Here is a 13,590-nt window from a genome sequence, read left to right as displayed (position 1 = left end):
GAAAATCTTAAATTTGTCTCGCAAATTTCTAAAATGTTGCTAAGTTAATAGTATGAGCTTGCGCTCTAATGATCGTGGTGCGAATGTACCAAAATAAGATTCCCGTAAAAGCAATGAGGGATGAAATTTATCCGTAAGAATCCGATCAAATTAAATACAATAGCTAAGGACTAAAGGAATTAGCCAAGGGAAATAGGGATTATTTTCCCCTTGCCAGTGGGAACAGTTAACCCGCCCGATAATTCCTTTGATTGTTAGCTATCTGGTCAACACCGCAGACAAACCGGCGATCGGATTTCGGTCTTCCAGCCATTTACCCAATTTTTGCAGGAGCCAGATTATGAGTTGACCGAGCTAAAACAGCATTCCGTGTCGCTAAAATCGCATCGACACAAGAGAATTTAAGCAAAGATCTTCTCCCATTTGTTGTAATTAAAGCTACAATCGGAAAAGTCTTTCCCCGTCTCGGATTTGAGACACAAATTCGTTCAGTATCACCTAGATTGAGATTCGATCTTCTAGTTTTGCACAGAAGGAGCAAGAGGAAAACGGCATGACGCAGGCCCACGATGTACTAACCCTTACCGAGCCGCAATTGGATTTAGATTTGATTGACCTAGACGAAGACTTCGATGATGAGGATATCGAGTTAGAGCTAGAAGAAACCAGCGATAGCAACGATGGCAAAAAAAACCGCCGCCTTGCCAGCGCTCGTCGTCGCGACGCGGCCAGAAAAAAACCCTATACGGAAGATTCGATTCGGATTTATCTGCAAGAGATCGGCAGGATTCGGTTATTGAGAGCGGAGGAGGAGATCGAATTAGCGAGAAAAATCGCCGATCTACTGAAATTAGAGCGCATTCGCGAAGATTTTCGCCTCTATACCGATGCTGAATGGGGAAAACAGGTTTTCCTGTTCGAGCGCATCGAAAAAATTATCGTTGAAAAATCGGAAAAAGAACCGAAATTATCGGATATTAAGGCTTATTTAGGTAAGACGGAGCTAACGGCTCCCCTGGTGGAAGAATGGCTGGCCAAATCAAAGGAATACTTATCGGCCTTTAAGCGTCGATTGTACCATGGTCGTCGCGCTAAGGAAAAAATGGTACAATCGAACCTGCGTTTAGTGGTTTCGATCGCCAAGAAATACATGAATCGCGGTCTTTCCTTCCAAGATTTAATTCAAGAAGGTTCGCTCGGTTTGATCCGCGCCGCCGAAAAATTCGACCACGAAAAGGGTTATAAATTCTCCACCTATGCCACTTGGTGGATTCGTCAAGCCATCACCCGGGCGATCGCAGATCAATCCCGCACCATTCGTCTCCCCGTCCACCTCTACGAAACCATCTCCCGGATCAAAAAAACCACCAAGATTCTTTCTCAGGAAATGCGTCGCAAACCCACCGAGGAAGAAATCGCCACCAAGATGGAGATGACCATTGAAAAACTGCGTTTTATTGCCAAATCTGCCCAATTACCTATTTCTCTAGAGACTCCCATCGGTAAAGAAGAAGATTCCCGTTTAGGAGACTTTATCGAAGCGGATGGGGAAACCCCAGAAGATGAAGTTTCTAAAAATTTATTACGCGAGGATTTAGAAAATGTCCTCGATACCCTTAGTCCTCGTGAACGCGATGTGCTGCGTCTGCGCTACGGTTTGGATGACGGCCGGATGAAAACCCTCGAAGAAATCGGCCAAATCTTCAACGTCACTCGCGAGCGCATTCGTCAAATAGAAGCCAAGGCTCTGCGGAAACTGCGTCACCCTAACCGTAATAGTATCCTCAAAGAGTACATTCGTTAATTTCCCGCTCTCAAAAAACTGGCAACTGGGTCTCCTTGAGGCTCAGTTTTCTGGTGGTCTTTGCAGAAATATCTAGGGTTTGCGACAAAAAGTTTCTTGTGGGGTGTAGGGTTTGACCGATTTCTAGGAGGTCAATTACCTAATTTTCCCCTGAAAATTAGGTACTTTTTCCCTGAAAATATCAATAGTAACTGTTCAGGGGGGAAGGAAATCGGCTCTCCCAGCTTTGGTGGGTAAAATGTATTTTAAGATACATTTATCCTAGCGAGGGGGTGGAACGAACCACAAAGACACAAAGGACACAAAGATCGATCGATCCTATGTCAATTAAACTTATCACACAGAACCTAGAAGAGCCGGAAATCTGCTAAGTAGTCGTGCAAAATAAATTTCCTAGTGAAGAAAGGCAAGAGGCAAGAGGTGGTTAGTTAGATATGTGTAATTAATTTTGCTTAGGTACTTAATCTAGGTAATATGGATGGGCATTACCTACGGTTTAGCCGCTCAGGACAAGTTTAGCCCTTAGTTATCGGCACAGTTAGGGCAAAATCGCCTCAACCTCTTAATCCTCAATCCTTACCCATCTCTGGGGAACCTAACTTGTCTGGAAAACTCTTGCAACAAATAACACAAATCTGTTATCATGGTTTGTCTGTGTCCCGATTAACCATACCAGTATTGAGAACGAGAAACGACTGTGGCTAATACAAAGTCTGCACTCAAACGAGTCCAAATCTCCGAAAGAAATCGACTACGCAACAAAGCGTACAAGTCAGCCGTAAGAACCCTGATCAAAAAATGTCTTGTCGCTGTCTCGGCCTACGGAGCCAACCCCAGCCCAGAAGGCTTAGAAAGCGCCCAACAAGCTCTATCGGAAGCTTACAGTAAAATCGATAAAGCCGTCAAGCGCAACGTCTTGCACCGGAACAACGGCGCTAGAAAAAAAGCTGGTTTAGCCAAGGCTTTGCAAAAAGTTAGCCAAGCTTCCTAAGAAACAAGTAAGCTGTAATCAGGACAGACGCAACAAGCGATCGGGGGTCGATGCAATTAATAGATACGCACGTTCATTTGAACTTTGACGTTTTGCAAGCCGACTTGCCCGCTATCTCCGAACGTTGGCGAAGTGTGGGAGTCGTTCATCTGGTTCACTCCTGTGTCGAACCAGAAGAGTTTGCGGCGATTAAAGCCATTGCCGATCAATTTGAGGAAATTTCCTTCGCCGTCGGTTTACATCCCCTAGATGCCCAAAAATGGCGAGATAATAGTGCCGATCAGATCGAATCCCTAGCCCGATCTGATCGGCGCGTCGTGGCGATCGGGGAAATGGGTTTAGACTTCTATAAAGCGGATAATCAAGAGCAGCAAAAACAGGTCTTTTGGACGCAATTAGAAATCGCCCATCGTCTCGATAAACCCGTGATTATCCATTGTCGAGATGCGGCCCCGGTCATGCGGGAGGAAATCAGCGCTTTTAGGCAACAAGTGGGACAAATTCGCGGCGTGATGCACTGCTGGACTGGCAACCCCGAAGAAACTCAATGGTTTTTAGATTTGGGTTTTTACATCAGCTTTAGCGGCATTGTCACCTTCAAAAACAGTAAAACCGTGCAAGCTGCCGCCCAAATTGTCCCCAGCGATCGCCTACTGATCGAAACCGATTGCCCCTTTCTCTCCCCCAATCCCCACCGAGGTAAACCCTGTGAACCCTCTTTCGTCTTCCATGTGGCCGAAACCGTCGCCCGTCTGCGCGGCTATCCGGTCGAAACCCTAGCCGAACAAACCACCCACAACGCCCGCAACTTATTTCAACTCCCCAGTTAAAAAACATATTTTATTAGCACAGAGCAGGGAATGGGGAAATGGGGAAATGGGGAGACCACTTCGTGCGCGTTGCGGGGGGAAATGGGGAAATGGGGGGATTCAACTAAAACCCTAAAACCCCAAAACCCCAAAACCCTAAAACCCTAACATCCAACCCCCAACACCCAACCCCTCACTGCTCACTGATATCCGACCGTCGCTATCGTGTCATCAGCCCTTGTAACCCTATGAACAATCTGACCTTTAACCTCTTACCTGACCTCATCGAAATCCAACACTCCAGTTTTCGGTGGTTTTTGGAAGAAGGACTAATCGAGGAACTGAATAGCTTTTCCCCCATCAGCGACTATACAGGTAAATTAGAACTACATTTCCTCGGCCAGGACTACAGACTCAAAGAACCAAAATACAGCGTCGATGAGGCCAAACGACGCGATAGCAGCTATTCCGTTCAGATGTACGTTCCCACCCGTTTAATCAACAAAGAAACGGGAGAAAACATCGAACAGGAAGTCTTTATCGGCGATTTACCCCTGATGACCGAACGGGGAACCTTTATCATTAACGGGGCCGAACGAGTCATCGTCAATCAGATCGTCCGTTCCCCCGGTGTTTACTACAAAGCCGAAATCGACAAAAACGGTCGCCGTACCTACTCCGCTTCCCTGATTCCCAACCGAGGAGCTTGGTTAAAATTTGAAACCGACAAAAACGGCTTAGTTTGGGTCAGAATCGACAAAACTCGCAAATTATCCGCCCAAGTTCTCTTGAAAGCGATCGGATTGAGCGATAACGAAATCTTTGACTCCCTACGCCATCCCGAATTCTACCAAAAAACCCTCGACAAAGAAGGCAATCCCAGCGAAGAAGAGTCCCTCCTCGACCTGTACCGCAAACTACGCCCCGGAGAACCTCCCACCGTCACCGGCGGACAACAACTGCTCGAATCGCGCTTTTTTGACAATAAACGCTACGATCTCGGTCGCGTTGGTCGTTATAAACTCAACAAAAAACTACGCCTCAACGTCCCCGATAACCAGCGCGTTCTCACCACCACCGACATCTTAGCGGCGATCGACTACCTAATTAACCTCGAATTTGACATCGGCAACACCGACGACATCGACCACCTCGGCAACCGTCGCGTCCGTTCCGTGGGTGAACTGCTACAAAACCAAGTGCGAGTAGGTTTAAACCGCTTAGAAAGAATCATTCGGGAACGGATGACCGTCAGCGAATCCCAAAACCTCACCCCCGCTTCCCTAGTCAACCCGAAACCCCTAGTAGCGGCCATTAAAGAATTCTTTGGTTCCTCGCAACTCTCCCAGTTCATGGATCAAACCAACCCCCTAGCGGAATTGACCCATAAACGCCGTATCTCCGCCCTTGGACCCGGCGGTCTGACCCGGGAACGGGCCGGTTTTGCCGTGCGCGACATTCACCCCTCCCACCACGGCCGCATCTGTCCGGTGGAAACCCCCGAAGGTCCCAACGCCGGCTTAATCGGTTCCCTGGCCACCTACGCTCGCGTCAACGACTACGGTTTTATTGAAACCCCCTGTTATGTGGTGGAAAATGGCCGAGTCCGCTATGATCTCCCCGTTAAATACCTCACCGCCGACGAAGAAGACGATCTCAGAGTCGCACCGGGAGACGTAGCCACCGATGAAAATGGTTATATCCTCGGCGAAACTATCCCCGTGCGCTATCGGCAGGAATTCTCCACCACTTCCCCCGAACAAGTGGACTACGTTTGTGTTTCCCCCGTGCAAATTGTCTCGGTGGCCACTTCCCTGATTCCCTTCCTCGAACACGACGACGCTAACCGCGCCCTCATGGGTTCTAATATGCAACGACAAGCGGTTCCCCTGCTGCGTCCCGAACGTCCCCTTGTGGGAACGGGATTGGAAGCACAGGCCGCTCGCGACTCCGGCATGGTCATCGTTTCCCGTACCAATGGGGTCGTTTCCTACGTCGATGCTAACCGGATTCGCATCAAAGTGGCGGATGAAGACAAAGAGATTTTTGGTAAGAGCGAGATCGAGTACGAAATTCAGAAATATCAACGCTCTAACCAAGATACCTGCCTAAATCAGCGTCCTTTAGTCTATCAAGGGGAACAGGTTGTCCCCGGGCAGATCCTCGCCGATGGTTCCGCCACCGAAGGAGGAGAAATCGCCCTCGGACAGAATATCCTCGTCGCCTATATGCCCTGGGAAGGCTATAACTACGAAGACGCGATTTTAATCAGTGAAAGACTGGTGGCTCAAGATGTCTATACCAGTATCCACATCGAAAAATACGAAATCGAAGCCCGTCAAACTAAACTTGGACCTGAGGAAATCACCAGGGAAATTCCCAACGTCGGTGAAGATGCCCTGCGAAACCTCGATGAACGCGGCATTATTCGCATCGGTGCTTGGGTAGAAGCCAGCGATATCCTCGTGGGCAAAGTCACCCCGAAAGGAGAATCAGACCAACCCCCTGAGGAAAAACTACTGCGGGCAATTTTCGGCGAAAAGGCCCGGGATGTACGGGATAACTCCCTACGCGTCCCCAACGGCGAAAAAGGCCGGGTAGTGGATGTGCGGGTATTTACCCGCGAACAGGGGGATGAATTACCCCCCGGGGCCAATATGGTGGTGCGGGTCTACGTTGCCCAAAAACGCAAAATCCAAGTGGGCGATAAAATGGCGGGTCGTCACGGCAATAAAGGGATTATTTCTCGGATTCTGCCCCTAGAAGATATGCCCTACCTCCCCGATGGTCGTCCCGTCGATATCGTTCTCAATCCCCTAGGGGTTCCCAGTCGCATGAACGTGGGTCAGGTGTTTGAATGTTTACTGGGTTGGGCCGGCGAAAATCTGGGCGTGCGCTTTAAGATTACTCCCTTTGACGAAATGTACGGGGAGGAAGCCAGCCGTTTAACCGTCCACGGATTGCTCGAAAATGCCTCGAAAAAACCTAATCGCGATTGGGTTTTCAAGGAAGAACACGCCGGCAAAGTTACCGTCTATGATGGTCGCACCGGCGAACCCTTTGACCGTCCCGTTACCGTCGGTATGGCCTATATGTTAAAACTGGTTCACCTGGTTGATGATAAGATTCACGCCCGTTCTACCGGTCCCTACTCCTTGGTTACTCAGCAACCCTTGGGCGGTAAAGCTCAACAGGGGGGACAGCGCTTCGGAGAAATGGAAGTCTGGGCCCTGGAGGCCTACGGGGCGGCCTATACTTTGCAGGAATTGCTAACGGTGAAATCCGATGATATGCAAGGACGGAATGAGGCTTTAAATGCGATCGTAAAAGGTAAGCCGATTCCCCGCCCGGGTACGCCAGAATCCTTTAAGGTTTTGATGCGAGAATTGCAATCCCTCGGCCTCGATATCGCCGTTCACAAGGTGGAAAATGCCCCCGATGGTACTTCCCGCGATGTGGAGGTGGATCTGATGGTCGATGTCGGCCGTCGCGCCCCCTCTCGCCCCACCTACGAATCCTTAACCACGGAAGACCTTGAGGAAGAAGAATCGGAAGTGTAATTTCAGTTATCAGTTATCAGTTATCAGTGAGAAGTCAGGAGTCAGTCCCGATGAAAAAATTTTCACCCCCAGAGATGAAAGAGGTTTCTTTCCCCACACCCCACACCCCACACCCTACACCCTCTTTCCAGTCAGGAGACAGGAGAGAATTTTCCAGGAAAAAGCAAAAAAAAGGACAGTAAAGTAAAAATTTGCCTATTCCCCGTTCCCTATTCCCTGTTTTCTGTTCCCTTTTCTAACTGATAGCTGAATGCTGAATGCTGATAGCTAATAGCTGTTTACTTGTTACCCGGATCGAGATGTTTTATAACCAAACTGTTGACAAAGGAAAACTAAAAAAACTGATCGCTTGGGCCTATCAAAACTACGGTTCGGCGCGCTGTTCACAAATGGCCGATGAATTGAAAAACCTCGGTTTTCGTTTCGCTACCAAAGCAGGGGTTTCCATTAGTGTGGATGATTTAACCGTACCGCCGGCTAAACGACAGATGATCGAAAGTGCCGAACAGGAAATCCGGCAAACCGAACAGCGTTATGTGCGCGGGGAAATCACCGAAGTGGAACGCTTCCAAAAAGTAATTGACACTTGGAATAGTACATCTGAATCGCTTAAAGATGAAGTAATTCGCAACTTCCAAGTTACCGATCCCCTCAACTCCGTCTATATGATGGCTTTCTCCGGAGCGCGGGGTAATATGAGCCAAGTACGTCAGTTAGTGGGAATGCGGGGGTTAATGGCTAATCCCCAGGGGGAAATTATCGACCTCCCGATTAAGACTAACTTCCGGGAAGGATTGACCGTTACCGAATACGTTATTTCCTCCTACGGGGCGCGCAAAGGTTTAGTTGATACAGCCCTACGGACGGCAGATTCCGGTTATTTGACTCGTCGTCTCGTCGATGTGTCCCAAGATGTCATCGTCCGCGAGGCCGATTGTGGCACCAATCGTTACATCGAATTAACCGCCATGACCGATGGCGATCGCGTGTTAATTCCCTTAAGCGATCGCCTATTAGGGCGCTCCCTGGCCGAAGATGTGGTGGTCAAGGGAGAAGTGATCGCCACCCGTAACCAGATTATCGATGACGAAACGGCGGAAAAACTGGGCAAACTGGTCGATAAAATCAAGGTCCGCAGCCCCTTAACCTGTGAAGCAGCCCGCTCGGTTTGCCAAACCTGTTACGGTTGGAGTCTCGCCCACGGTCATCCAGTGGATATGGGGGAAGCAGTGGGAATTATTGCCGCCCAATCGATCGGGGAACCGGGGACTCAGTTAACCATGCGGACCTTCCACACCGGGGGCGTATTTACCGGAGAAGTAGCCCGGCAAGTGCGGAGTCCCTTCGAGGGAACTGTGCGTTTTCTGCCGGGGTTAAGTATCCGTAACGTGCGAACCCGCCACGGAGATGAACGGGATCAAGTGGAGGCCCCAGGGGAAATTAAATTAACACCCAGGGATAAAACTAAAGAAACTGTCACCTACTCTTTGACTCCTGGTTCACTGCTATTCGTCACCGATGGGGCAACAGTAAGCGAGGAACAGTTACTAGCGGAAATTACCTCCGATAAAGTCCAAAAATCGACAGAAAAAGCCACAAAAGACGTAACCAGTGACTTAGCTGGTGAGGTGCTATTCTCCCAATTAGTGCCAGAAGAAAAAACTGATCGCCAAGGCAACACCACCCGCATCGCCCAACGGGGGGGATTACTATGGATTCTCTCCGGAGAAGTGTATAACTTGCCCCCAGGGGCCGAACCCGTGGTCAGTAACGGCGATCAAGTACAAGTGGGGGATGTTCTGGCGGAAACTAAGTTGGTATCCACTAACGGCGGTTTGGTGCGTTTAGCCCCCAATAGCCGGGAAATCGATATCGTCACCGCTTCCGTGTCTTTGGATCAGGCCGAAGTAAAGGTAGAAAGTAGTGCCGGTCGGGAACAATTTATTATTCATACCGGAGATGGTCAACGCTTCCTGCTGAAAACCACTCCGGGGACAAAAGTACAGAATCATGCCATTGTCGCCGAGTTAATCGATGATCGCTATCAAACCCACACCGGCGGCATGATTAAATACGTCGATATCGAAGTCTCCAAAGGCAGCCGCAAACAGGGTTATGAAATCACCAAAGGCGGCACGATCCTCTGGATTCCCGAAGAAACTCACGAAGTTAATAAAGATATCTCCCTCTTACAGGTGGAAGATGGGCAGTATGTGGAAGCAGGGGAAGAAGTGGTTAAAGACATCTTCTGTAACTCTAGCGGTGTGGTGGAAGTGATCCAGAAAAATGACATCCTCCGGGAGATTATTGTCAAACCGGGGCTGTTATTTATGGATCTCGAACCGGAATCCTCCGGAATTGCCCAAGAACAGTTAATTTACCCTGGAACACAGTTGACTCCCGAAGTCACGATCGAAGAGTTACGGCAAGCGGAATGGGTGGAAACTAACGAGGGTTTGGGGCTACTACTGCGACCAGTACAGGAGTTCACCGTCGATGACCAATCCACTTCTCCGACCCAAGGGTCCGCTAACCAAGAAGGGGGACGGCATATCGAATTGCGATCGGTGCAGCGCATCTTCTTTAAAGACGGGGAAAGAGTTAAATCCGTCGAGGGTTGTCAACTGATCAGCACCCAATTAGTCCTAGAAATTTCTAGCGAAGAACCAGAATCGGTCTCCCATCTGACGGCTGATATCGAGCTAGAACCGATTGAGGACAGCGATTGTCAGCGTTTACAGTTAGTTATTCTGGAATCTCTGGTGCTGCGTCGGGATAGCGATGGTGATCCTTTAGGGGGTAATATTCAGACTCGCGTTCTCGTCCAAGATGGCGATGAAATTCCACCGGGGGCAGTGGTAGCCCGCACCGAGATCCAGTGTAAGGAAACTGGAGAAATTCGCGGGATTCGCAAGGGGAGCGAAGCGGTGCGCCGTCTTTTAATCGTGCGTACCAGTGACGAGTTTATTCTCCCGATCTCTGTTGCTGCCACCGTCAAGGCCGGGGATCTGGTAATCGCCGAAACCGAGATCGGTGCCGGAGTTTTAGCCCCCAATTCCGGTCAAGTGTTGGCCGTTGACAAAACCGCCACTGGCTATGATATCCGTCTGCGTAGCGCCCGACCCTACCGAGTATCGGCGGGGGCCATTCTGCACATCGATGAGGGGGATTTAGTCCAACGGGGCGATAATTTGGTGCTGTTGGTGTTTGAGCGCTCGAAAACTGGGGATATCATTCAAGGTTTACCCAGAATCGAAGAACTGCTCGAAGCACGCAAACCGAAAGAGGCTTGTGTCCTAGCACGCAAACCGGGAGTTTGTCAAGTGGAGTACCAAGATTCTGAGATTGTCGATATTAAGGTGGTCGAAGATGACGGCACGATCAGTGAATATCCGCTTTTAGGCAGTCAAAATCCTCTGGTGAGCGATAATCAGCGTATCGATGTGGGTCAGGCGTTAACCGATGGTCAGGCTAATCCCCACGAGATTTTAGAGGTGTTCTTTAATTATTATGTGGATAGCCTGGGCAGTTACGAAGCAGCCCTGAAGGCCTTAGAAAAAACCCAGATGTTCCTCGTTGATCAGGTACAGTCGGTCTATCAATCCCAGGGAATCGATATTGCCGATAAACACATCGAAGTGATCGTGCGTCAGATGACCTCTAAGGTGCGGATCGATGACGGCGGCGATACCAGTATGTTACCCGGGGAATTGTTGGAACTGCGACAGGTGGAGACGGTCAACGAAGCCATGTCGATCACCGGCGGGGCGGCGGCTAAATATACGCCTGTACTACTGGGAATCACCAAGGCCTCCTTGAATACCGATAGCTTTATCAGTGCCGCCTCCTTCCAAGAAACCACCCGCGTTCTCACCGAAGCGGCGATCGAAGGCAAGTCCGACTGGTTACGCGGTCTCAAGGAAAACGTGATTATCGGTCGTCTGATTCCGGCAGGTACTGGCTTCAATGCCCACGAAAACACGGCGGGGATCGGCGATTACCCCCCCCCAGAGGAGGAATATAACTACAACAATCGTAGCTATTACGCTGCCCCCGGCGGGATCGGACTCCCCCCCCGTCCCGGTTTCGGCGATAGTAGTGACGATAGCGATATGATTCTTGACGATCAAACCGCTCGCGCCTACGCTGAGGGTGATGTGGTCGATTTAGAGGATGATGAAATGGCTTTCCTCTCCTCCCGCGGCAGCAGTCGCTTTAGTCGCCCACCTATCAGCGATCGCTGGTCAGCAGCTGATGAGGAAGGAGAGGAGGACGATTTCGAGGAGGATTACGAAGAAGAAGAATAATCCTCGGTCGAGATATTACAAGCAGCAGTGGGAGACATGGGGAGGCCAGGGCAATTTTTCTAGAGAAAAACCCTGATGATTCCCCAAGAATCTCCTACTTCTCCGAATTTTCTCTTAAGTCGGGATGACAGGATTTGAACCTGCGGCATCCTGCTCCCAAAGCAGGCGCGCTACCAAGCTGCGCTACATCCCGAAGTGAACTCTTTTTTTAGTATAGCCTAAGAGCGGCGTTCTTAATCGGGATACCAAAACATCCCTTTAATACCTTCGGGATCGAGAACAAAACCGAGACGACGATAGAAATCCACCACCTGCGGATCGGCGAAAAGAGTTATATTACTGATGTCCTCACCTCGCAACTTCCTGATCATAAATTTCATTAAGGCTTTACCAAAGCCTTTACTTTGATAGTTAGGATGAACCACCACATCCCAGACCGTAGCATTAAAAGCGTGATCGGAAGTGGCACGAGCAAAACCCACTAAACGACGACGATTACCTCGCACTTCCCACATCGACACCACTAAAAAACTACATTCGATCGCCTTTTTAACTTTGCGTAAAGGACGACGGGCCCAACCTACCGAGTCACAAAGTTCTTCTAACTCATATAGGTCTAGCTCTCGATCGGTACTAAAAAACACTCGTGTCTGTCCGAGGTCATTCTGGGCAACCTCTACCAAGTCTCCCGAATAGTCAGGTGGTGCAGTGACTTCCGAGCTATTAAACAATCTTTTCCAAAAAACCATGCCAGGGGGCTATCGCCTCAATATTATCCTTTTAGCCTAGTATATTTTATTTTCCCCTCCCTACCAACAATCGGGACACCTGAGCGCCAATTTGATTGGTTGAGTACGGAGAGGGTGGGATTTGAACCCACGAACCATTGCTGGTTACTCGATTTCAAGTCGAGCGCAATCGACCACTCTGCCACCTCTCCAAGGCAGTCAGACCTATATCCTATCATTACATCTCTTGCATAAATCAAAAAAAATTTTTTCCGCAAATGTAGGGAAAAGGGCAGGGTTAAAGGTTAAAATTTCCCCTTCCCCCCTTCCCCCACTTCTTCAAGAAGTCTATTCTAGTTAATTAGAGGCGTAATTAGGGGTTTCCGAGCCGGATTTTGGGGGGACGATCGGCCAGACCAGAGCTACTTCCCCTCACCATCCCCACCCAGAGAACCGACTTATTTCTTTAATTTCTGTAATCTTCGGCTTTCATGGGGGAAAACTACAATTAAAATGGGGGGGTGTCTTGAAATCGCTGTTTTGACGTATAATCACCTCAATAAAATTTAGAAGCTTCTAGAGTTTATAGTTTTAAACCTTTCTGTGGGGAAAATGTATTTATTATGAGTTCAATTATTGAAATCGGCGAGCAAAAAATTAGCGACTCACAGGTCTTGCCTCTTTTGACCAAATATGGTATGTTACCGCAGTTAATCCGGGAAGTAATTATCGAGCAAGCGATCGCCAATAGCAGCTGCAATCCTGAAGAAAGAAACGCCGCCTATTCCCGTTTCTATCAAAATAATCAAATTGCCAACGATGAACAAATGAAATCTTGGTTACGACAAAACGGGATGGATTCCGAACAACTAGAATATCTAATTCTTCGGGACATTAAATTGGAAAAATTTAAACAGGAGACTTGGGATAACAAAGTAGAATCCTACTTCTTGCAAGTCAAAAATCAATTGGATAAGGTGGTTTATTCGCTGATTCGGACAAAAAATCTCGGCATTGCCCAGGAACTATTTTTCCGGATACAGGATCGAGAAAATAGCTTCGCTGAACTAGCCAAAAAATATTCCCAAGGATCAGAAGCGGAAACCGGAGGACTGCTCGGACCGGTGGAACTGAGCGTCCCCCATCCCCAGATCGGGCAAATTCTCAAAGCAAGTAAACCGGGGCAACTGTGGCCACCGACGCAAGTGGGAGAATGGGTCGTGATTGTCCGGTTAGAAAAATATTTATCCTGTGAACTGGATACTCCCACCCGTCAACGCTTACGCAATGATTTATTCCAACAATGGTTAATGACTCAAATGCAAACAGTGAAATTTATCTCCGAATCAACCCCAGTCAATAGCGAGCAGGTATCGGTTATATAGCATCCC

Annotated in this window: 7 protein-coding genes and 2 tRNA genes; 6 read left to right on the top strand and 3 right to left on the bottom strand. The window is 48.9% G+C overall.

Annotated elements, in window-relative coordinates:
* Positions 1-553 precede the first annotated feature (553 nt).
* The 5 genes from rpoD to B5D77_RS22065 all read left to right on the top strand — a co-directional run bounded on the left by rpoD (position 554) and on the right by B5D77_RS22065 (position 11,471).
* Positions 554-1,804: an RNA polymerase sigma factor RpoD gene (gene rpoD, locus B5D77_RS22085; RefSeq protein WP_008198793.1), complete on the top strand. Its 1,251-nt coding sequence runs from the start codon at positions 554-556 to the stop codon at positions 1,802-1,804.
* Positions 1,805-2,501: 697 nt separating this feature from the next.
* Positions 2,502-2,795 carry a 30S ribosomal protein S20 gene (gene rpsT / locus B5D77_RS22080; RefSeq protein WP_002737368.1) on the top strand — a complete coding sequence of 98 codons (294 nt, stop codon included), beginning with the start codon at positions 2,502-2,504 and terminating at the stop codon, positions 2,793-2,795.
* Between the two features lie 50 nt (positions 2,796-2,845).
* Complete coding sequence (locus B5D77_RS22075) at positions 2,846-3,625, top strand: TatD family hydrolase (protein WP_008198789.1); 780 nt, start codon at positions 2,846-2,848, stop codon at positions 3,623-3,625.
* A 227-nt stretch (positions 3,626-3,852) separates the two neighbouring features.
* Positions 3,853-7,164, top strand: a complete 3,312-nt coding sequence (rpoB, locus tag B5D77_RS22070; protein WP_106909657.1) for a DNA-directed RNA polymerase subunit beta — start codon at positions 3,853-3,855, stop codon at positions 7,162-7,164.
* 299 nt (positions 7,165-7,463) lie between these two features.
* Positions 7,464-11,471, top strand: a complete 4,008-nt coding sequence (locus B5D77_RS22065) for a DNA-directed RNA polymerase subunit beta' (protein WP_106910045.1) — start codon at positions 7,464-7,466, stop codon at positions 11,469-11,471.
* Between the two features lie 119 nt (positions 11,472-11,590).
* On the opposite strand, the gene B5D77_RS22060 is transcribed toward B5D77_RS22065, so the two are convergent.
* The 3 genes from B5D77_RS22060 to B5D77_RS22050 all read right to left on the bottom strand — a co-directional run bounded on the left by B5D77_RS22060 (position 11,591) and on the right by B5D77_RS22050 (position 12,411).
* Positions 11,591-11,664 (bottom strand) — tRNA-Pro (locus B5D77_RS22060).
* A 40-nt stretch (positions 11,665-11,704) separates the two neighbouring features.
* The gene (locus B5D77_RS22055) at positions 11,705-12,220 is read right to left on the bottom strand and encodes a GNAT family N-acetyltransferase (protein ID WP_106909656.1); all 516 of its coding nucleotides are present in this window, start codon (positions 12,218-12,220) and stop codon (positions 11,705-11,707) included.
* 106 nt (positions 12,221-12,326) lie between these two features.
* Positions 12,327-12,411, bottom strand: a tRNA-Ser gene (locus B5D77_RS22050).
* A gap of 411 nt (positions 12,412-12,822) precedes the next feature.
* Between B5D77_RS22050 and B5D77_RS22045 the strand changes: the two genes are divergently transcribed.
* Positions 12,823-13,584: a peptidylprolyl isomerase gene (locus B5D77_RS22045; RefSeq protein WP_008198780.1), complete on the top strand. Its 762-nt coding sequence runs from the start codon at positions 12,823-12,825 to the stop codon at positions 13,582-13,584.
* Positions 13,585-13,590: the final 6 nt, after the last annotated feature.

Origin of the sequence: Microcystis sp. MC19 (genome assembly GCF_003019735.1) — a bacterium.
Taxonomy (GTDB): Bacteria; Cyanobacteriota; Cyanobacteriia; order Cyanobacteriales; family Microcystaceae; genus Microcystis.
This window is presented reverse-complemented; position numbering and strand designations above follow the sequence as displayed.